18 protein-coding genes are annotated in these 20,900 nt (G+C 64.1%); 7 read left to right on the top strand and 11 right to left on the bottom strand.

Features of this window, described 5'->3' with window-relative positions; genetic code table 11:
• Positions 1 to 314: 314 nt before the first annotated feature.
• A complete protein-coding gene (gene holA, locus FJ970_RS04410) occupies positions 315 to 1,358 on the top strand; it encodes a DNA polymerase III subunit delta (RefSeq protein WP_140762325.1) in 1,044 nt (347 codons plus the stop codon).
• A gap of 319 nt (positions 1,359 to 1,677) precedes the next feature.
• On the opposite strand, the gene FJ970_RS04405 is transcribed toward holA, so the two are convergent.
• The 5 genes from FJ970_RS04405 to mnmE all read right to left on the bottom strand — a co-directional run bounded on the left by FJ970_RS04405 (position 1,678) and on the right by mnmE (position 7,525).
• The gene (locus tag FJ970_RS04405) at positions 1,678 to 2,562 is read right to left on the bottom strand and encodes a ParB/RepB/Spo0J family partition protein (RefSeq protein ID WP_140762322.1); all 885 of its coding nucleotides are present in this window, start codon (positions 2,560 to 2,562) and stop codon (positions 1,678 to 1,680) included.
• A 66-nt stretch (positions 2,563 to 2,628) separates the two neighbouring features.
• Positions 2,629 to 3,429: a ParA family protein gene (locus tag FJ970_RS04400; protein WP_140762319.1), complete on the bottom strand. Its 801-nt coding sequence runs from the start codon at positions 3,427 to 3,429 to the stop codon at positions 2,629 to 2,631.
• Between the two features lie 56 nt (positions 3,430 to 3,485).
• Entirely contained in the window at positions 3,486 to 4,118 is a 633-nt protein-coding gene (rsmG, locus tag FJ970_RS04395) for a 16S rRNA (guanine(527)-N(7))-methyltransferase RsmG (protein ID WP_140762316.1), read from the bottom strand.
• On the bottom strand, positions 4,115 to 5,998 hold the full coding sequence (gene mnmG / locus FJ970_RS04390) for a tRNA uridine-5-carboxymethylaminomethyl(34) synthesis enzyme MnmG (protein WP_140762313.1): 1,884 nt from the start codon (positions 5,996 to 5,998) through the stop codon (positions 4,115 to 4,117). Before mnmG ends, rsmG begins: the two co-directional genes overlap by 4 nt.
• A 198-nt stretch (positions 5,999 to 6,196) precedes the next feature.
• Positions 6,197 to 7,525 (bottom strand): tRNA uridine-5-carboxymethylaminomethyl(34) synthesis GTPase MnmE, encoded by a 1,329-nt coding sequence (mnmE, locus tag FJ970_RS04385; RefSeq protein WP_140762310.1) that lies wholly within the window; start codon positions 7,523 to 7,525, stop codon positions 6,197 to 6,199.
• A gap of 69 nt (positions 7,526 to 7,594) precedes the next feature.
• Here mnmE and FJ970_RS04380 point away from each other — a divergent pair, with 69 nt between their 5' ends.
• A complete protein-coding gene (locus FJ970_RS04380) occupies positions 7,595 to 9,613 on the top strand; it encodes a thioredoxin domain-containing protein (RefSeq protein WP_140762413.1) in 2,019 nt (672 codons plus the stop codon).
• 278 nt (positions 9,614 to 9,891) lie between these two features.
• Here FJ970_RS04380 and rho read toward each other — a convergent pair whose 3' ends face one another.
• The 3 genes from rho to hemE all read right to left on the bottom strand — a co-directional run bounded on the left by rho (position 9,892) and on the right by hemE (position 12,884).
• Positions 9,892 to 11,157, bottom strand: coding sequence for a transcription termination factor Rho (gene rho / locus FJ970_RS04375; RefSeq protein ID WP_027145740.1), 1,266 nt, complete (start codon positions 11,155 to 11,157; stop codon positions 9,892 to 9,894).
• A gap of 165 nt (positions 11,158 to 11,322) precedes the next feature.
• Entirely contained in the window at positions 11,323 to 11,853 is a 531-nt protein-coding gene (gene hemJ, locus FJ970_RS04370) for a protoporphyrinogen oxidase HemJ (protein WP_140762307.1), read from the bottom strand.
• A complete protein-coding gene (gene hemE / locus FJ970_RS04365) occupies positions 11,853 to 12,884 on the bottom strand; it encodes a uroporphyrinogen decarboxylase (protein WP_140762304.1) in 1,032 nt (343 codons plus the stop codon). The genes hemJ and hemE overlap by 1 nt, the downstream gene beginning before the upstream one ends.
• Before the next feature lie 293 nt (positions 12,885 to 13,177).
• On the opposite strand from hemE, the gene FJ970_RS04360 reads away from it, so the two are divergent.
• The 5 genes from FJ970_RS04360 to dnaQ all read left to right on the top strand — a co-directional run bounded on the left by FJ970_RS04360 (position 13,178) and on the right by dnaQ (position 17,483).
• The gene (locus FJ970_RS04360) at positions 13,178 to 14,110 is read left to right on the top strand and encodes a pyruvate, water dikinase regulatory protein (protein WP_415752035.1); all 933 of its coding nucleotides are present in this window, start codon (positions 13,178 to 13,180) and stop codon (positions 14,108 to 14,110) included.
• 280 nt (positions 14,111 to 14,390) lie between these two features.
• Positions 14,391 to 14,990 (top strand): Maf-like protein, encoded by a 600-nt coding sequence (locus tag FJ970_RS04355; protein ID WP_140762298.1) that lies wholly within the window; start codon positions 14,391 to 14,393, stop codon positions 14,988 to 14,990.
• On the top strand, positions 14,983 to 15,825 hold the full coding sequence (locus FJ970_RS04350; RefSeq protein ID WP_140762296.1) for a shikimate dehydrogenase: 843 nt from the start codon (positions 14,983 to 14,985) through the stop codon (positions 15,823 to 15,825). Before FJ970_RS04355 ends, FJ970_RS04350 begins: the two co-directional genes overlap by 8 nt.
• Positions 15,822 to 16,421, top strand: a complete 600-nt coding sequence (gene coaE, locus FJ970_RS04345; protein ID WP_140762293.1) for a dephospho-CoA kinase — start codon at positions 15,822 to 15,824, stop codon at positions 16,419 to 16,421. The genes FJ970_RS04350 and coaE overlap by 4 nt, the downstream gene beginning before the upstream one ends.
• A gap of 333 nt (positions 16,422 to 16,754) precedes the next feature.
• The gene (gene dnaQ / locus FJ970_RS04340; protein ID WP_140762291.1) at positions 16,755 to 17,483 is read left to right on the top strand and encodes a DNA polymerase III subunit epsilon; all 729 of its coding nucleotides are present in this window, start codon (positions 16,755 to 16,757) and stop codon (positions 17,481 to 17,483) included.
• Between the two features lie 22 nt (positions 17,484 to 17,505).
• Here dnaQ and FJ970_RS04335 read toward each other — a convergent pair whose 3' ends face one another.
• The 3 genes from FJ970_RS04335 to FJ970_RS04325 all read right to left on the bottom strand — a co-directional run bounded on the left by FJ970_RS04335 (position 17,506) and on the right by FJ970_RS04325 (position 20,725).
• Positions 17,506 to 18,456, bottom strand: a complete 951-nt coding sequence (locus FJ970_RS04335) for an alpha/beta hydrolase (RefSeq protein ID WP_140762288.1) — start codon at positions 18,454 to 18,456, stop codon at positions 17,506 to 17,508.
• A gap of 18 nt (positions 18,457 to 18,474) precedes the next feature.
• On the bottom strand, positions 18,475 to 19,155 hold the full coding sequence (locus FJ970_RS04330) for an isochorismatase family protein (protein ID WP_140762284.1): 681 nt from the start codon (positions 19,153 to 19,155) through the stop codon (positions 18,475 to 18,477).
• 265 nt (positions 19,156 to 19,420) lie between these two features.
• Complete coding sequence (locus FJ970_RS04325) at positions 19,421 to 20,725, bottom strand: M24 family metallopeptidase (RefSeq protein WP_140762281.1); 1,305 nt, start codon at positions 20,723 to 20,725, stop codon at positions 19,421 to 19,423.
• Positions 20,726 to 20,900: the final 175 nt, after the last annotated feature.

The following is a 20,900-nucleotide window of genomic DNA, read 5'->3' as shown; positions in this document are numbered from 1 at the left end:
TTGCCGCAAGACGAGGTATTTCTGGGTGTCGGGCGCAATGCGAGGGTCGCAGACGCAGAATAACGTTCGGTCGAGTTCCCTGCGCCCCCCTCTGTCCTGCCGGACATCTCCCCCTCAAGGGGGGAGATTGGCAGCTTCATTGATGGCGCTTCCGTGTCAGCGTCGAAAATTGGCGAAAGCCGAAATAACAGCCGATCTCCCCCCTTGAGGGGGAGATGTCCGGCAGGACAGAGGGGGGCACTGTCCCGCCGGCGTCTCTGAAAAACAGGCCCGCCATCGTTCACTCCATCCCCGCAGCATGCTAACCACCCTGCATGGCACAGAAGAAAGCATTCGAGGTCGATTCCTGGCTCGCGCGGCCTGATCCACGCATCTCGATCGTCCTGCTTTATGGCCCCGATCGCGGCCTCGTCTCGGAGCGGGCGAAGGCCTTTGCCGGAAAGACCGGCCTGCCGCTCGACGATCCGTTCTCGGTGGTCAGGCTCGAGGGTTCCGAGGTCGATCGCGACGAGGGCCGGCTGCTCGACGAAGCCCGCACCGTGCCGATGTTTTCCGATCGCCGGCTGCTCTGGGTGCGCAACGCCAGCGGCCAGAAGGCGCTGGCCGACGATGTCAAGGCGCTGACGGCGGAGCCGGCGCGCGATGCCATCATCCTGATCGAGGCCGGCGATTTGAAGAAAGGCGTCGGGCTGCGCGCGATAGTCGAGGGCGCGGACAATGCAATCGCACTGCCCTGCTATGCCGATGAAGCCCGCGACATCGACACGGTCATCGACGACGAGTTGCGCAAGGCCGGCATGTCGATGACGCTGGAGGCGAGACAAGCCTTGCGCCGCAATCTCGGCGGCGACCGGCTGGCCTCGCGCGGCGAGATCGAAAAGCTCGTCCTCTACGCCCATGGCCAGAAGGAAATCGGGTTGGAGGAAGTGAGGGCCATGTCGGGTGACGTGTCCGGCGCCTCCTTCGACGACGCCGTCGACGCGCTGCTCGAAGGCAAGGTCGGCGACTTCGACACCGCCTTCACGCGCCACTGCCAGGGCGGCGGCCAGCCCTTCCTGGTGCTGTCCTCGGCGATGCGGCAGATACAGCAGATCCAGGTCATGCGCGGCCAGATGGACTCAGGCGGCCGCAACGCCGCTTCCGTCGTTGCCGCCGCGCGTCCGCCGGTCTTTTTCGCGCGCCGCAAGCTGGTGGAGAAGACGCTGGAGCGCTGGAACAGCGAAGCGCTCGGCCGCGCGCTGACCCGCCTGCAGTCGGCCGTGCTGCAGACGCGGCGCCGGCCGGACCTGTCGGTGGCGCTGGCCAGGCAGGCGCTGCTGGGGATCGCGGTGGAAAGCGCGCGGCTGGCGCAGAGGTAGGCGCCCTCTTCCTTCTCCCCTTGTGGGAGAAGGTGGCTTCGCGAAGCGAGGTCGGATGAGGGGTGCTCCAGCTTGGCGCGTCTTGATGCCAATCGGTTGCATCAAAACCATCGTCTCACTCCGCTGGAACACCCCTCATCCGTCTCGGCGCTGCGCGCCGATCCACCTTCTCCCACAAGGGGAGAAGGGAAGAACGCCCGAAACATTCGCCGGCTAAATACCAAAGAAATCCCAGGAAGAGTGTGTCGCGATCTTCCATTCGAACTGCGTAAAAACAAGAGTTGAGAGGTCCGCGATTCTATGAACCACCGAGCCGCCTCTAATCCTGCTTCAACCGCCGGCACAGCTCGTCCAGCTGTTCCAGGCTCCGATAGGCAACCCGCAGCACACCACCCTTGCCCTTGTGATCGACCGTGACGATCATGCCGGTCGTATCGGTGAGCAGCTTTTCCAGCGCCAGCGTGTCGGCGTCCTTTTCGACGGCTGGCGCGGCAGGTTTGCTGCCATTGGAGCTGGTGCCGGCCGGCATCTGCGCCAGCGCCTCGGCCTGGCGCACGGAAAGGCCCTCCTCGACGATGCGCTTGGCGAGACCGGCCGGATCCTCCGCCGTGACCAGCGTGCGGGCATGCCCGGCCGACAGCGCACCGTCGACCAGCATGTCGCGGATCACGTCCGGCAGCTTCAACAATCTCAATGTGTTGGCGACATGGCTGCGGCTCTTGCCGATGACCTGGCCGAGATCGGCCTGGGTGTAGCCATGGTCGTCGATGAGCTGCTGGTAACCCTGTGCTTCTTCGACCGGATTGAGGTCGGCGCGCTGCACGTTCTCGATGATCGCCAGCTCCAGCGCCGTGCGGTCGTTGACTTCGCGGATGATGACCGGGATCTCGGTCAGCCCGGCACGCTGCGCCGCGCGCCAGCGCCGCTCGCCGGCGATGAGCTCGTAGCGGCCGGCCTGCGTCGGCGAGGGACGCGCCACCACCGGCTGCACTACGCCATGCTCGCGGATCGACTGGGCGAGGTCCGTCAGTTCGGCATCGCCAAAATGCCGGCGCGGATTTCTCGGGTTTGGGCTGAGAAACTCGATCGGCACCTTGCCGTCGGCGCTCATGCCGGGCTTTTCCGGTGCGGCCGGGCGATCGATCTCGCCGATCAGTGCCGCCAGTCCGCGTCCCAGTCTTTTCCTCGACAGATCTTCGCTCATCTTTATTCCACGTCTATTCAGATCGTTTCGGTGTCGAATCGGCTGTTAATTTTGCGGCCGATCTAATCAAGCGGCACGCAATTTGCGTTCGCGGCGGATCACTTCGGAGGCCAGTTGCAGATAGGCCTGGCTGCCGGAGCATTTCAGATCGTAGAGAATGGCCGGCTTGCCATAGGATGGCGCCTCCGACACCCGCACATTGCGCGGAATGATGGTCTCGTAGACCTTGTCGCCCATATGCTCGCGCACGTCCTGCACCACCTGGTTGGCGAGGTTGTTGCGGCCGTCATACATGGTCAGCACGATACCCTGGATGGTGAGATCCGGATTGATCGAGCGACGCACCTGCTCGACCGTTTCGAGCAGCTGGCTGAGGCCTTCCAGCGCGAAGAACTCGCATTGCAGCGGGACGAGAACGGAATCGGCTGCCGCCATTGAATTCAAAGTCAAAAGATTGAGCGAGGGCGGGCAATCGATCAGCACATAACCGAAGCTGGCCGAACGGTCGGCCGCGGCGCGCAAGGCGTTGCGCAGCCGCAACACCCGGTCCGGCGCGGAGGCGATCTCCATTTCGATGCCGAGCAGGTCGAGCGTCGAGGGCACGATCGACAGGCCGGGCACCGCGGTCGGAATGGCGGCGGCTTCCAGATCCAGTTCGCCCGTCAGCACATCATAGGACGAGACCGTCCGGTCCTTGCGGTCGATGCCCAGGCCGGTGCTTGCATTGCCTTGCGGGTCGAGGTCGACGATCAGCACTTTTTCGCCGATTGCCGCCAGCGCGGTGGCCAGGTTGATGGCGGTGGTGGTCTTGCCGACACCGCCCTTCTGGTTGGCTACGGTGATGATTCGAGGGCCATTCTTCATCATGGGTTTATGCCAGAAATTCATCTTTGGGTCGCCGAATAATCAGACCTTGTCTCGGTTCAGACAGGTCGCACATTGGACAATTCGAGGATGACGCCGCTGGCGTCGGTCACGCTTGGATGTTCTACCAGATCGAAGGTCCACCGGTTAACGCTTTCTTGCACTTCGGCCCGGTAATCCCGGCCTTTGTGGAACAGCGCCCGCGCGCCAGAGGCCAGCCAGGGCGCCGACAGGTCGAGCAGGACCGAAAGCGGGGCCAGCGCCCGCGCCGTGACGATTTGCGGCTTCGAAACAAGCACATGGCTGTCCTCGATGCGGCGCGCCACGACCCGCGCGGGCAAGCCGAACTGACCGATGACGGTCTGCAGGAACGAGGCCTTCTTGCGGTTGCTCTCGACCAGGTCGATGCTGGCTCCCGGGCGCTCGGCGAGCAGAAACGCCATGACAAGCCCGGGAAATCCGCCGCCCGATCCGATGTCGACCCAATGCGTGGCTTCGGGCTCTATCCGCGCAAGCTGCGCGCTGTCCAGGATGTGGCGTTGCCAGACATCACCGGAAGTCGATTGCGCCACGAGATTGATGCTGCGGTTCCATTTCTGGAACATCTCTTCGAACGCTACCAGGCGATCGAATGTTTCACGTGAAACCGGACCGGCGGCGTCCTGCAGGCTCTCGCGGGAGAAAGACTTCACGCAACGTCCCTCTGCTCGGCCCTTTCAGCGGTTTCCCAATGACGGACATGCGCGACAATGATCGCCAGCGCCGCCGGCGTCATGCCTTCCATGCGCTGCGCATCGGCGATGGAGCGCGGCCTTCGCGCCTGCATCTTCTGCTTCAGCTCATTGGACAGGCCGGGCACGCCGGCGAAGTCGATGGCCTCCGGGATCAGCCGGCTCTCCTCGTGCCGGATCTGCGCGACATCCGTGCTCTGGCGGTCGAGATAAACAGAATATTTCGCTTCCGTTTCGAGGCGCTCCGCGGTCTTGGCGTCGATGTCTGCAAATCTCGGTTCGACCCGGCTTAGCCAGGCAATGTCGACACCGGGATAAGCGAGCAGCTCAAAGCCCGACCGGCGCACGCCGTCGCGATTGATCTCCAGACCGTGCCGTGCCGCCTCGTTCGGCGTCATGGTCAGCGAAAACGCCAGCTGGCGCGCTTCGTCGAGCCGCCGCGTGACATCGCCAAAACGTTGCATCCGCCGCGCCGAGGCGATCCCCAGCGTCTGCGCCAGCGGGGTCAGCCGTTCATCGGCATTGTCGGCGCGCAGCGACAGCCGGAATTCGGCCCGCGAGGTGAACATGCGGTACGGCTCGCTGATGCCGCGGCTGGTGAGATCGTCGACCATCACGCCGATATAGGCCTGGGTGCGGCTGAGCACGACCTGCTCGCCGCCAGCGGCGCGCCGCGCTGCGTTGAGGCCGGCGAGCAGGCCCTGCCCGGCGGCCTCTTCATAGCCGGTCGTGCCGTTGATCTGCCCGGCGAGAAAAAGCCCGGCGACACGCTTCGTCTCCAGCGTCTGATGCAGTTCGCGGGGATCGACATGATCATATTCGATGGCATAGCCCGGCTGCAGCATGACGGCGCGCTCCAGTCCCGGAATGGTCTTCAGGATATCGAGCTGGACGTCTTCCGGCAGCGAGGTCGAAATGCCGTTGGGATAGACGGTGTGGTCGTCGAGCCCTTCCGGTTCGAGAAAGATCTGGTGCCCGTCGCGGTCGCCGAACTTGACGATCTTGTCCTCGATCGATGGGCAGTAACGCGGCCCAACCCCCTCGATCGAGCCGGAATACATGGCCGAGCGGCCAAGATTGGCGCGGATCAGTTCATGCGTGGCCGTGGTCGTGCGCGTGATGCCGCAATCGATCTGCGGCGTCACGATGCGGTCGGTCAAGAGCGAGAACGGTACCGGATTTTCGTCCGCCGCCTGGCTTTCCAGCGAAGCCCAGTCGATGGTTCGCCCGTCCAGTCGCGGCGGCGTGCCTGTCTTGAGCCGCCCGAGCCTGAAGCCGGCGCGGTCCATTGTCGCCGACAGTCCCATGCTGGCCTTCTCGTTCATGCGGCCGGCGACAATCTTCTTTTCGCCGATGTGAATGAGCCCGCGCAAGAACGTCCCTGTGGTCAGCACCACGGCGCCGCAGGCAAGCCGGCGGCCATCCGCAAGGAGGACCGCTGCTATTTTCCCATCGGATATCTCGAAGTCGAGGACTTCGCCCTCGACAACCTCAAGATCGTTCTGCTGCCGAATCGCTTCCTGCATGGCAAGGCGATAGAGTTTCCTGTCGGCCTGCGTGCGAGGTCCGCGCACCGCCGGCCCCTTGCGGCGGTTGAGCAGACGGAACTGGATGCCGGCGGCATCCGCCACGCGGCCCATCAGCCCATCCATGGCGTCGATCTCGCGCACGAGATGCCCTTTGCCGAGCCCGCCGATCGCTGGGTTGCACGACATCACGCCGATCGTGTCGAAACGCAGCGTCACCAGCGCGGTCCTGGCGCCGGCGCGCGCCGCGGCACTGGCCGCCTCACAGCCGGCATGGCCGCCGCCCACCACAACCACATCATAGTGATCGGTCATCTTACATAAGTCCCGGACTCAAAGAGATCAGCGACACATGTGCCCGCGAGACGGGACTGTCAAGAAAACTTCCGCGCGACGTTTCACGTGAAACAGCCAAACCCTGCTTCTGGCCGCGTTTCACGTGAATCACGGCCCAAGATGTTTCACGTGAGTCAGCCTGGGCCTCTGCTATCGACCGTACGTGTTTCACGTGAGTCATTTCCCGATGCAGAACTGGGAAAAGATCACGTCGAGCAAGTCTTCCACGTCCACCGCACCAACGATCCGCCCTAGGCAATCCGCGGCCAGACGCAGCTCTTCGGCGCGCAATTCCTGGGGCATACGTTCATCGGCGGCCCCATGCAGATGCCGGTTCGCCGCCCTGAGCAATGCGACATGGCGCAGCCGCGACGGCAGCACATCGCCGGCATCGCCGGCTGCCTCGGTAGCGCGGCGACCGATCTCCGCCAGCAATCCATCCATGCCCGTCCCGTCGACCACCGATATGCCGAACTCGTAGCGCCCAGCCGCGTCGCGGGCTGCTTCTCTGTCGAGCAGGTCGAGCTTAGTACCGACGCGCAATGCTTGCGCCGTCATAGGCGGCGGACCGGCGTTCGTGGGGTCCGCGGCGTCCTCGAGCAGCAGCAACAGATCGGCGAGATCCGCCTTGGCTTTCGCCTTCTCGATGCCGATCGCCTCGACCTTCCCAGGCGCTTCCCGCAACCCGGCTGTATCGGTCAGCCTGACACGCAAGCCCTCGAGATCCAGCACAACCTCCAGCAGGTCGCGGGTGGTGCCGGGTTCATCCGTTACAATAGCCGCATCGCGCCGCGCCAAGACGTTGAACAGACTCGACTTGCCGGCGTTTGGCGCGCCGAGAATGACGACCTCGAAGCCGTCGCGAATGATTTCGGCGGCGCGGAATCCGGCTATATGGCGGTCGATCTCCGACATCATCGACCGCGCATCGGACCAAACCGTATCCGAAACGGAACCCGGCACATCATCCTCGTCGGCAAAGTCGATCTCGGCCTCGATCATGGCCCGCGCATGAATCAGGCGCCGGCGCCAGCCGAGGTAAAGCTCACTCTGCGCGCCCTCGGCATTCTGGACGGCGAAGCGCCGCTGCGCTTCGGTTTCGGCGTTGACGAGATCCGCCAGCGCCTCCGTCTCGACGAGGTCGACCTTGCCGTTGAGAAAGGCGCGGCGTGTGAATTCTCCCGGTTCCGCATGCCTGACGCCGTCGAATCCGGCGATCGTCTCCAACATCCTGGCCACCACGGCGCGCCCGCCATGAACATGGAACTCGGCGACATCCTCACCGGTGAAGCTGCCCGGCCCGGGGAAGAACACGACCAGCCCGGTGTCGAGCACCGTTCCATCTGGTGCCCTGAACTTGCGCAGAACCGCCGCGCGCTCCTTAACCACGCCACCGGCAATCGTTTCGAGAACGAATCGAGTCCTAGCGCCGGATATCCGTAGCACCGCAACGCCAGCCGGAAGCCGGCCGCTCGACAGCGCCACGATTGAATCGCTTGAAATCATTTGCCCGCTCTACCGAACCGCCCTAGCTTTCGTCGATCACCCACCCCGAGTGCCTCGAAGTTGGCCATTGTGACATTGCCCGCGCAAAACCTGCTTGCCGAAGAGGCCAGCCCCTATCTGCAGCAGCACAGCGGCAATCCCGTCCATTGGCGGGGATGGTCGCCGGCGTCGCTCGATGAAGCAAAGGCGCTGGACAGGCCCATCCTGCTCTCCATCGGCTACGCCGCCTGCCACTGGTGCCACGTCATGGCCCATGAAAGCTTCGAGAACGACGACGTCGCCGCCGTCATGAACCGTCTGTTCGTCAATATCAAGGTCGACCGCGAGGAGCGCCCCGACATCGACCAGATCTACATGGCGGCACTATCCTCGATGGGCGAGCAAGGCGGCTGGCCGCTGACCATGTTCCTGACGCCCGATGGCAAGCCCTTCTGGGGCGGCACCTATTTCCCGCGCGAGCCGCGCTATGGCCGTCCAGGCTTCATCCAGGTGATGGAAGCGGTCGACAAGGCCTGGCGCGAAAAGCGCGCGAGCCTGCACCAGAGCGCCGACGGCCTGACCTCGCATGTCGAGGCGCGGCTCTCGGCCACCCATTCCAAGGCGCTTCTCGATCGCGATACGCTGTCCGATCTCGCCGGCCGTGTCAGCGGCATGATCGACCGCGATCGCGGTGGCCTCGCCGGCGCGCCGAAATTCCCGAACGCGCCGTTCATGCAGACGCTGTGGCTGTCCTGGCTGCGCGACGGCAATGCCACGCATCGCGACGACGTTCTCATCAGCCTCGAACATATGCTGAGCGGCGGTATCTACGATCACATCGGCGGCGGCCTCAGCCGCTACTCGACGGACGCCGAATGGCTGGTGCCGCATTTCGAGAAGATGCTCTACGACAATGCGCAGCTGATCCGCTTCTGCAATTGGGCTCTTGCTGCGACCGGCAATGATTTGTTCCGGGTACGAATCGAAGACACGGTGAACTGGCTGCTGCGCGAAATGCGCGTCGATGGCGGCGCCTTTGCCGCCAGCCTCGACGCCGACAGCGACGGCGAGGAGGGCTTGTTCTACACCTGGAGCAGGGACGAGACCGAATCTGTCCTTGGCGACGATTCAGCCTTGTTTTTCAAATACTTCACGCTTTCCTGCCCACCCGGTTGGGAAGGCAAGCCGGTGGTCCATCAGACCCTCTCCCAGCAAGCCCTTGGCGTGGCCGACCGGGAACGGCTGGTGCCGCTCGAGGCAAGGCTTCTCGCCGTGCGGGAGGAACGGGTCAGGCCTGGCCTGGACGCAAAGACCCTTACCGATTGGAATGGCTTGATGATCGCAGCACTCGCCGAGGCCGGCCGCTCCCTGGCACGGCCGGATTGGATCGAGGCCGCGGCAAAGGCCTTTGCCCATATAAGCGCCGCCAGCCGCGACGATCGCTTGCCGCATTCCATGCTCGGCACCAGGAAATTGTTTCCCGCCCTGTCGAGCGACTATGCCGCCATGACCAACGCGGCGATCTCGCTGTTCGAAGCCACGGGCGACTGGACCTATGTCGACCAGGCCAGCCGGTTCCTCGAACGGCTCGACCATTGGCACGCCGACGCGCAAGGCGCCGGCTATTTTCTCACCGCCTCGGACAGCACCGATGTGCCGATCCGCATCCGAGGCGATGTTGACGAGGCCATTCCGTCAGCCACCAGCCAGATCATCGAGGCGCAGATCCGGCTCGCCTCGGTCACCGGCAATCTCGATTTGCAGGAGAGGGCGTCGAAAACCGCGGTGCACGCCGCCGGCCGAGCCGCGCACCAGGCCTATGGCCAGGCGGGCATCGTCAATGCCTGCGCGCTTGCCATCGAACCGGTGAAACTGGTCATCGTCGACGACCCGGAAGATCAAAAGCTCGTTCCGGTCGTGAATCGAAACCCTGATCCGCGCCGTGTCGATATCGTCGTGCCGATCGGTACGGAGGCGAATCGACCCTTGCTACCCGGCGGAACCCTGCCGCCGACCAACCAGCCCGGCGCCTGGCTGTGCACCGGCCAGGTCTGCCTGCCGGTGGTCACGGATCCCGATGAGCTGGAAGGGCTGTTGCGGCGAAATTGATCAGCACGTAACCGCATTCGGTACCTTGAGTGCACCACTTCAAACGCTGGCGCCGCCCCTCATCTGGCTACCGCCATCTTCTCCCCGTAGAACGGGGAGAAGGACGATGTCATCGCCGATTTCGCCAGTCGTCGTCGTTACAGAAGGAGCGAGGGTTGCAGCTGCCGCTTTCTCCCCGTTCACGGGGAGAAATGCCCGGCAGGGCAATGAGGGGCAGCGCCGACTTCTGCCATCAATCCCAACGAGGCATCGCCTTCAGAAGTCCGCCCCTCGGCCAATCAAGTGTTCATCGAATCGAAGAAGTCGCCGTTGGTCTTGGTCTGCTTCAGCTTGTCGATCAGGAACTCGATCGCGTCGGTGGTTCCCATCGGCGCCAGGATGCGGCGCAGGACGAAGATTTTCTGCAGGTCCTGACGCGACACCAGCAGGTCTTCCTTGCGGGTGCCGGACTTGAGGATGTCGATGGCCGGATAGATGCGCTTGTCGGCCACCTTGCGGTCGAGCTGGATTTCGCAGTTGCCGGTGCCCTTGAACTCTTCGAAGATGACTTCGTCCATGCGGCTGCCGGTGTCGATGAGCGCGGTGGCGATGATGGTGAGCGAGCCGCCTTCCTCGATGTTGCGGGCGGCGCCGAAGAAGCGCTTCGGGCGCTGCAGCGCGTTGGCGTCGACACCGCCGGTCAGCACCTTGCCGGATGACGGCACGACGGTGTTGTAGGCGCGGCCGAGGCGCGTGATCGAATCCAGGAGGATCACCACGTCACGGCCGTGCTCGACAAGGCGCTTGGCCTTCTCGATGACCATTTCGGCGACCTGGACGTGGCGCACCGCCGGCTCGTCGAAGGTCGAGGAGATGACTTCGCCTTTGACCGAACGCTGCATGTCGGTCACTTCCTCAGGACGCTCGTCGATCAGAAGCACGATCAGATAGCATTCCGGATGATTGGCGGTGATCGAGTGCGCGATGTTCTGCAACAGCACCGTCTTGCCGGTGCGCGGCTGGGCGTTGATCAGGGCGCGCTGGCCCTTGCCGATCGGCGCCACCAGGTCGATCACGCGAGGCGATATGTCCTTGCTGGGCGGATTGTCGACCTCCATCTTCAGGCGCGACGTCGGATAGAGCGGCGTCAGATTGTCGAAGTGGATCTTGTGGCGGATCTTTTCGGGATCGTCGAAATTGATCGTGTTGACCTTGAGCAGCGCGAAATAGCGCTCGCCCTCCTTCGGGCTGCGGATCGGCCCTTCGACCGTATCGCCGGTCTTCAGGGAAAAGCGCCGGATCTGAGACGGCGAGATGTAGATGTCGTCGGGACCTGGCAGGTAGTTGGCATTGGCGGAGCGCAGGAAGCCAAAACCGTCCTGCAGCACCTCGACCACACCGTCACCGATGATTTCGATGTCCTGGGCGGCGAGCTTCTTCAGGATCGCGAACATCAGTTCCTGCTTGCGCATGACGCTGGCGTTCTCGACCTCGAGCGATTCGGCATAAGCGATCAGCTCTGGCGGCTTCTTGTTCTTGAACTCGGTGAGTTTCATTTCTTGCATTAGACGGACTCTGGGTAGGCTTTGGGGAAAAGATCGGCGGGATGCGACAAATGCCGGGCGCGGCCGAAAGCAATGACGGGCGGCGCATGACGGGAAGGAAGACCCGTCTTGTATCGTCGGTCGGCTGAAAGAGCAAGCCGCCTTTTGAGCGGGTCCGATGAAGCCTCAGAACGGCTTCACGACGACCAGGATCACGATTGCGATCATCAGCAATGTGGGGATCTCGTTGACGATCCGCCAGTGCCTTGCCGGTTTTTCGTTGCGGTCCTCGGCGAATTTGCGCACAGCGGCGGCCAGATAGCCGTGAACGCCAGACAAAATCAGCACCAGGCCGATCTTGGCATGCAGCCAGCCGCCCTGGAACGCAAAGACCTTCCAGGCCAGCCACAGCCCGAACACCCAGGTGAGGATCATCGCCGGATTGATGATGCCGCGCAGCAGACGCCGCTCCATCACCTTGAACGTCTCGGATTGAACGGAACCCTTCTCCGCGTCGGCGTGATAGACAAGCAGCCGCGGCAGATAAAGCATGCCGGCCATCCAGGAGATGACGGCGAGGATATGGATCGCCTTTGCCCAGGGATAGAAGCTTTCCGGTGCGAAGAAGAACAAAAGCGCGGTGAGAACGATCAGGACAGCGATGCCGACGACCATCCGCTTCATCGCCTGCCCGGTGCTGTTGCCTGTGTCAATCATCAGCGTGCCGCGCTCCGAACCTGTTTCACCATCGCCTCTACATGCGCCACCGGCGTGTCGGGCGTGATGCCATGGCCTAGATTGAAGATCAGCGGCCCGTCCCCCAACGCCCCAAGGATCGCCCCGACGCCGTCGGCCAACGCCTGACCGCCGGCGACCAGCCGCAACGGATCGAGATTGCCCTGGACGGCACCTTGCCTCTGCAAGGCCTTCGCTGTCTCGAGCGGCACCGTCCAGTCGATGCCGAGCCCCGTCACGCCGGTCTTCTCGCGATAGCTCTGGTAGCGGGCTCCGGCGCCCTTGGGAAAACCGATGATCGGCACGTCGGGATGGACGGCCCGAACTTGTCTCACGATCTCGGCCACCGGCTCGACGCAGAACTGTTCGAACGAGGCATCGTCGAGCACGCCCGACCAGGAATCGAAAATCTGCACGACATCCGCGCCGGCCTCTATCTGGCGGATCAGGTAGGAAGCCGAATGATCGGCGAGCACTTTCAGCAACCGTCGAAACGCCGCCGGCTCGCGGTACGCGAACAGCCGCGCCGGCGCCTGGTCCGGCGTACCGTGGCCGGCGATCATATAGGTCGCCACCGTCCATGGCGCGCCGCAGAAGCCGATCAGCGTCGTCTCGTCGGGCAGTTTCGCCCGCAGCCGGCGAAGCGTCTCGTAGACCGGTTCGAGATTCACGTGAAACATCTCGCTTCCCAGCGCCGCGATTTCCGCCGTCGAAATCGGCGTCAGCAGCGGCCCGCGCCCTTCCTCGAAGCGAACGTCGCGGCCAAGCGCATGAGGAACGACAAGGATGTCCGAGAACACGATCGAAGCGTCGAAGCCGAAGCGCTCGATCGGCTGCAGCGTCACTTCGACGGCAAGGTCGGGGTCGTAGCAGAGATCGAGGAACGAACCGGCGCGTCTTCGCGTCTCACGATATTCCGGCAGATAGCGCCCGGCCTGGCGCATCATCCAGAGCGGAGGAGGAAACACCGTCTTGCCCTTCAGGACATCCAGCATGATCCGTCTTGCAGGCATCGAGCGCTCGCCTCTCCCGGCTTCCTCTTAATCAAATATCTTATTTTAAAAGAGTCTTCTGATTCTAAGAGTCTGTTGGTTGTGGTGGTTGTCACCTGTCCCGCTTTGGCCGCCAAAACGCCAGCAAGCATATTGTCGCGCACTCCCGATCGCGGTTTGCAGGGTTGTGGGGACAATCAGGAATCTGTCACTGGAGTCAATGCGCTAGATCAATCGCCTTCGAGCTCTGCCCTGTGGACGAGCGAAAGGCAAAGCGCTTCGTCCACGGACTTGTCCCCAGCCGTCCGGCCAAGCTGACAGCACATCGAATTGTGGACAAACCGGCATCTGATACAGTCGCCTTCGGCCGGCACGACCGCCTGTCCGACCTTATCCACATCCGCCCACAGCCCCAGGTGACCCCTGTGAACAAACCCCAGAGCTTCTTCCACCTGCACCTGATTTCCGACGCCACGGGGGAAACGCTCCTCGCCGCCGGCCGCGCCGCCTCGGCGCAATACAAGGATGCGCGCGCCATCGAGCACATCTACCCGCTCATCCGGACCGAAAAACAGATAGCCAAGGTGTTCGAGGACATTGAGGAGGAGCCGGGCATCATCCTCTACACAGTGGTCGACCAGAAGCTGGCGCGCGGCATCGACGAACGCTGCGCGGCCATGGGCCTGCCCTGCGTGTCCGTGCTGGAGCCCGTGCTGACCGTCTTCCAGTCCTATCTCGGGACGCCGGCCGGCCGCCGCGTCGGCGCCCAGCATGTTCTCGACGCCGAATATTTCCGGCGCATCGATGCGCTCAATTTCACCATGGACCATGACGACGGCCAGCTGCCGGCCAACATGGATGACGCCGATGTCGTGCTGATCGGCATTTCACGCACCTCGAAGACGCCGACCAGCATCTATCTCGCCAACCGCGGCATCAAGACCGCCAACATCCCGATCGTGCTCGGCGTGCCGGTGCCCGAAAGCCTGCTCAGCGCCAGGACGCCGCTTATCGTCGGATTGATCGCCACCGCCGAGCGCATCTCGCATGTCCGCCAGAACCGCATCCTCGGCAATTCGAGCACCTACGTGCCGACCGAGTATGTCGACCGCGCCGCCATCAACGAGGAACTCGCCTACGCCCGCCAGATCTGCACCCGCCATGGCTGGCCGATGATCGACGTCAGCCGCCGCTCCATCGAGGAGACGGCCGCGGCCATCGTTGCCCTCAGGGGGAAGACGAGATAAATGGCGAAAAGTGAGTTTCTGAGTCTTCCTATGGGAAAGTCGGTGCCGCCCCTCACCTGCCTGCCGGCATCCTCTCCCCGTATAGTGACGGGGAGAGGGGCGCTGTCATCGATGGTTTCGCCAGTCACCAGCGCGGCCGGAAAGAGCGCCCGCGCTGAAGCTGCCATTTCTCCCCGTCACTATACGGGGAGAAATGTCCGGCAGGACAATGAGGGGCAGCGCCAACGTTGCAGATAAAACTCATACGCCAACGGCCCTGTATTTGCGCCCGGGAGCAAAAATGACAGAAAAAATCATCCTCGCTTCAGGCAGCCCGTTCCGCAAGGCGATGCTGGTCGACGCCGGCGTCGACATCGAGGCCGTTCCCGCGACGCTAGACGAGCGCGCGCTTGAAGCGCCGTTGCAGGACAGCGGCGCCTCGCCCGAGGACGTCGCCTTGGTGCTCGCCGAAGCCAAGGCCACCGAAGTCAGCGAGCGCCGGCCCGGCGCGCTGGTGCTCGGCTGCGACCAGACGCTGTCGCTCGGCGACGAAGTGTTCCACAAGCCGGCCGACATGGAAGGCGCGCGTCGCCATCTCCTGGCCCTGTCGGGCAAGACCCATCAGCTCAACAGCGCCGCCGTGCTGGTGCGCGACGGCAATGTATTGTGGCGCCATGTCGGCATCGCCTCGATGACCATGCGCAAGCTCGACCCTGCCTTCATCGGCCGGCATCTCGCCCGTGTCGGCGCCAGGGCGCTGGCCAGCGTCGGCGCCTATCAGGTCGAGGGCGAAGGCATTCAGCTGTTCGAGAAAATCGAAGGCGACCATTTCACCATTGTCGGCCTGCCGCTGCTGCCATTGCTGGCGGAACTCCGTACCCTGGGAGCCATCGATGGCTGAGACGATGAAGAAGGCCTTCGTCACCGGCCATCCCATAAAACATTCGCGCTCGCCGATGATCCACGGCCACTGGCTGGCCAAGCACGGCATCGACGGCAGCTACGAGGCGATCGACGTGGCGCCGCGGGACTTCGCCGATTTCCTGGCGAGCATGCATGCCAATGGCTATCGCGGCGGCAACGTCACCATCCCGCACAAGGAGGCAGCCTTTGCCGGGGTCGCGCGCCGCGATCATGCGGCGGACGAAATCGGCGCCGTCAACACGCTGTGGCTCGACGACGGCACTTTGTGGGGCGGCAACACCGACGGCCATGGCTTTGCCGCCAATCTCGACGATTACGCCGCGGGCTGGGCGGCCAATGGCCCGGCAGTGGTGCTGGGTGCCGGCGGCGCCTCCCGCGCCGTCATCCACGCGCTGAAGGAGCGCGGCCTCGGCGACATCCGCATCGTCAACCGCACGCTCGCCCGGGCGATGGAATTGCGCGACCGCTTTGGCGCCGGCGTTTCGGCGCACGAAATGGCCGCGACCGCCGAATTGCTGGGCGACGCCGGCCTGCTGGTCAACACCACCGCACTGGGCATGCAGGGCAATGCGGGCCTGCCCGCCGACCCCGCGCTGCTGCCCGACAACGCCATCGTCAACGACATCGTCTATGTGCCGCTCGAAACCCCCTTGCTCGCCGCCGCGCGGGCACGGGGGCTGAAGACGGTCGACGGGCTCGGCATGCTGCTCAACCAGGCGGTGCCCGGCTTCGAGCGCTGGTTCGGCGTCAGGCCGAAGGTTACGGCTGAGCTCCGCGCGCTCATCGTTGCCGATCTGGTGCCCAAATCATGATCGTGCTCGGCCTGACCGGCTCGATCGGCATGGGCAAGTCGACGACGGCCGAGATGTTCGCCGAGGCCGGCGTGCCGGTGCATGATTCAGACGAGGCGGTGCACCGCCTCTATGCCGGCAAGGCGGCCCCCCTGGTCGAGGCCGCCTTTCCCGGCACCACCGCTGGTGGAAGCGTCGACCGCGCAAAACTCGGCGCCCGTGTCCTCGGCGATACGGCAGCCCTGAAAAAGCTCGAGGCCATCATCCATCCGCTGGTCCGCGCCGATGCCGACGCCTTCCTGGCCAGGCATCGTAACGCCGGCGAATCGATCGCGGTCCTCGACATCCCGCTGCTGTTCGAAACCGGCGGCCGTGGGCGGGTCGACAAGGTCGTCGTCGTCACCGCGCCGGCCGAAGTCCAGCGCCAGCGCGTGCTGGCGCGACCCGGCATGAGCGAGGAAAAACTGGCGTCGATCCTGGCCAAGCAGGTGCCGGATGCCGAAAAGCGCCGTCTGGCCGATTTCGTCATCGACACCGGTGAGGGGATGGACGCCGCGCGAGCCGCGGTTGCAGCAATTATTGCGGAACTGGCGGGGGCCGGCAAGTCGAGCGACTGACACCTGCTATCGGCAGGCTTTCTCCAGCCAAAGCAGTGCTCGATCGGCCAACTGTCGAAGTCGGCGCCGCCCCCTCATCTGCCTACCGGCATCTTCTCCCCGTATAGGGACGAGGAGAAGGACGACTTCGCGAAGGGTTTCGACAATCTCCTGCGTTGTAAGGGGAGCACCGAGGCTGCCGCCGGCCCCTTCTCCCCGTCACTATACGGGGAGAAGTGCCCGGCAGGGCGATGAGGGGCAGCGCAAACTTGTGTGATTGTCCTAGCCAGCACGGTTGCCCATTGCCATTTTGTTCCGGTCTGACGATTCTGCTCCCAGGAGCGACCTGATTCGATGCGTGAGATCATTTTCGATACGGAAACCACCGGCCTCGATTCGCGAGACGACCGCGTGATCGAGCTTGGCGGCGTCGAGCTGGTCAATCGTTTTCCGACCGGCAGGACCTTCCATCACTATATCAACCCGCAAGGCCGCGCGATCCACGCCGAGGCGCAGTCCGTGCACGGCATCAGCGCGGCCGATCTCGCGGGCAAACCGAGCTTCGCCGAAATCGCCGAGGAATGGCTGAAATTCACGGAAGGCGCCAAGCTGGTCGCCCACAACGCCACGTTCGATATCGGCTTCCTCAACGTCGAATTCGGCCGGCTCGGTCACCCGCCTGTCGATAACGGGCTTGTCGTCGACACGCTGGCCCTGGCGCGCCGCAAGCACCCGATGGGTCCCAATTCGCTCGACGCGCTGTGCCGGCGTTACGGCATCGACAATACCAAGCGCACCAAGCACGGCGCCCTGCTCGATTCCGAGTTGCTGGCCGAGGTCTATATCGAGCTGATCGGCGGCAAGCAGGCCGCCCTGATCCTCGACAGCGCCACCGCGCCGGCCCAGGGCGGCGACAATGTCCGCCAAATCGAGATCATCGTTGCCGAGCGCCCCGCGCCGCTGCTGCCGCGTCTGACCGAAGCGGAGCGCGCGGCGCACGCCGCCATGGTCGCTACGCTCGGCGAAAAGGCGCTGTGGCTGAAAGCCTCCCCACAGGAAGCAGCCCAGGCGCTATCCTCATAAAAGCCGTCCGTGAAAAACGGCCTCAGTACGGCCACTCCCCCCGGCCCAGCGCGGCGACCGCCGCGATGATGCGCGCAAAGGCTTCCGCCGCGGCTAGTACGGTCGTGCGGGCGCGCAGGAAACTGTGCACGAGGCGAGGCTCCTCATGCCACCACGCCTTGCCGCCGGCTTCCAGGATGCGGTCGCGATAGATCTCGCCGTCCGACGACAGCGGGTCGCACTCGGCCGTGACGATCACCGTTGGCGGCAGGCCGGAGAAATCGGTATCGCGCAACGGCGAGAAGGTCGGATCGTCGGGCGATTGCCGCCTGATCGAGCGAACGTCGCGGTAGAAGGCGACGTCGCCTGTCGACAGCAGCGGCGCGTCGGCATGTTCGACATAGGAGCCCATCGCCTCGTTGCCGCCGAGACCGGGATAGATCAGCACCTGGCCGATCGCGGCGCGCGGATGGTGACGCGTGGCCTGTGCCACCGCCGCCGCCAGATTGCCGCCCGCGCTTTCGCCGCAGAGCACGAGCGGCAGGTCGATGCTTGCGGCCGACCATTCGAAAGCGGCCAGCGCATCGTCGAAGGCGGCGGGGTGGAGATGCTCCGGCGCCAGCCGGTAGTCGACCGACAGCACGTCGAAGCCGGTGCCGGCGCAGATTTCGGCGCAGATGTCGTCATGGCTTTCGAGACCGCCGAGGATGAAGCCGCCGCCATGGAAATAGAGCACTGCCGCACGCGGCGCCGCGCCGGCGAGCCGGTAGCGGCGGACCGGGATGTCATGCCTCGAAGCGGCAATCACGCTGTCGCTGGCCTTGACCCCGGGCGGACGGCCCTGGTGGAAGGCCCGGGACATCCTGGCATAGACCGCGCGCTGCTTGTCGACCGGCAGGCCGGCGATCTCGGGCGGGTACCAGGCGTTGACGCTGTCGATATAGGCCCAGAGCGCCGGGTCGAGCCAGGACCCATATTTGCCGCGGCTGGTCATCTCGGTCCTGCGGGCACGTCAAAGCTCGGCATAGAGGCGGGCGGCGTTTTCAAAGCTGAAGCGCAGGGGTACCGAGCCTTCGACCTGCCAGGCGGCGACGCTCTCGCCGGCCAGCAGCCGGCAGGCGCTATCGGTGTCGGTGACGGCGCCGCCATAGAGCCGGTTGGCGAGGTTGAGGATGGCGGTTTGGTGCATGGCCGCACTGCCGCTGCCGCAGGCGTCCTTGACCAGAAGTACGCGAAAGCCCATCGTCACCGCGTCCTTTACGGTGGCGTCGATGCAGGCCTCGGTCCACACGCCCGATATAACCAGCCATTCGATGCCGGAAGCCTTGAGCCGGTCGCCCGCCGGCCCGGAGCGGAAGGCGCTGGCCTCCGCCTTGATCAGCAGCGCCTCGCCATCTGCCGGCGCCACCTCGTGGCAGATTTCGGTCAGCGGGTCGCTCTTGTCGGAAAAGGCCGACTTGCCGTCTTCGCCTGTGGGATGAAAGGGCCGGACCTGGCTGTCGAGATCGACGATATAGGCCCAGTGATGAAGCGGCACATGGTTCTGCCGCGCCGTGGCCTGCAGGCGCTGGACGTTGGCGAGGATCTTTTCGTAGCCCTCAACGAGGTAGCGTGGGTCCTGCCGGTGCTCTTCCTGCAGGTCGATGAAGATGGCGGCCACCGTGCCGCGCTTGATGGAGATGGGGGCTTTCATGTGGATGGGCCTTCGCCCCAAGATATTTCCAAATGCTGGAGGGGCAGCGCCCCCCTCTGCCCTGCCGGGCATCTCCCCCTCGAGGGGGGAGATTGGCGGTTGCGAATGCTTTCGCCAATCACCAGCGTTGCAGGAAAAAGCGCTGCAAGCGAAGCTGCCGATCTCCCCCCTAGAGGGGGAGATGTCCGGCAGGACAGAGGGGGGTGCCACGGAATGAGGCGCTCGTTCTTCAAATGCGACACGTCGCTGAGGTGAGCAACCAGCATCAAACCTCTTTCTCCAGAAACGCGTCCTCATAGGGGAAGCGCGACAGAAGCTCGGTGCCGGTCTCGGTGATCAGGATCTCGTCCTCCAGCTTGACGCCCTCGCGGCCGCCCTTCTCGCCAATATAGCTTTCCACGCTCACCACCATGCCTGGCACGATATGGCCGTCGCGGCCATAGGTCTCGTAATCCATGGCATGCGCGATGAACGGTGTCTCGCCATGCATGCCGACGCCGTGCATGACCGAGGTGTAGCGCTGGTCGACGAAACGGTCCGGGATTTTCCACGCCTTCTCGGCGATCTCGCGGAAAGCCATGCCGGGTTTGACGATCGAAATATTGTGCTGAACCTGGTCGTGCGCCATGCGGTAGAGCGACTTCTGGTAAGGGGTCGGCTTGCCCGGCCCGCAGCGGAAGGTGCGGGAAAAATCCGAATAATAGCCGTAGCAGCCGATCGTGTCGGTATCGAGCGCCAGCAATTCGCCGGGCCTGATCTTGCGGCCGCTGGCTTCGTTGAACCAGGGATTGGTGCGCTGGCCCGAGGTCAGCAACCGGGTCTCGATGAACTCGCCGCCTTGGCGGATGACCTCGCCATACATGATGGCGAACAGCTCGTTTTCGGATACGCCGGGCTTGATCGCCTCACGCACCGCATAGACCGCCGCCTCGGCGCCGGCCATCGACACCTGCAGGCACTTCACCTCCTCAGGCGTCTTCACCGCGCGCACCGCGAGGATCTCGCCCTGGCAATCGCGGACCTCGCAGCCGCGCTTTTCCAGGGCCAGCGCCTGCAGGTGGCTGCAGCGGTCGAGCCCGAGCTTCATCGAGCCGCCGCCATGCTTCTTCAGCAACTCGGCGATCTCGTCAGCGAAGGGGCCGGCGGTCCCGTCGTCGCGGCCGGACACGGAAGACCAGACAAGCTTGGAAGGACGCGCCTCGTCGATCGTGTCGAGCACCATCGAGACATGGTAGCTCTGCGGATATTCGAACAGCACGATCGGCCCGTCGGCCGGAATGAAGAAATAGCGGGTCGAGTTGCGCAGGAAATAGCCGAACATGTTGCGCGAGCCGGTGGCGTAACGCTGGTTGTAGGGGTCGAACAAAACGACGCCGCCATAACCGGCGTCGCGCATCCAGCCGCGCAGTTTCGCCAGCCGGCCTTTGCGCAAGGCGTCGGCATCGATGAAGGACGGCTCCGTGTCGGACAGCCACATGCCGCCGGCAGGGTCGGCCGCAACGGGATGGCGCATGCGATCCTTGAAGTCGACGTCCTCGGTGCTGTCGGGGTCGAATACGACGATGCTCATGGGTGCCAGGCCTTGGGTGGGTGAAAGGCTTGACCATGGCGCAGCAGGCGCGGAGGGATTGTGCGGAAAACCGCATAGGTTGTGCGAAATGCCGCTGGAGATACGGAACGCTGGCGGGACAGCACCCCCCTCTGGCCTGCCGGCCATCTCCCCCGCAAGGGGGGAGATCGGATGT

This window comes from Mesorhizobium sp. B2-1-8 (assembly GCF_006442545.2).
In the GTDB taxonomy this organism is placed as follows: domain Bacteria; phylum Pseudomonadota; class Alphaproteobacteria; order Rhizobiales; family Rhizobiaceae; genus Mesorhizobium.
This window is presented reverse-complemented; position numbering and strand designations above follow the sequence as displayed.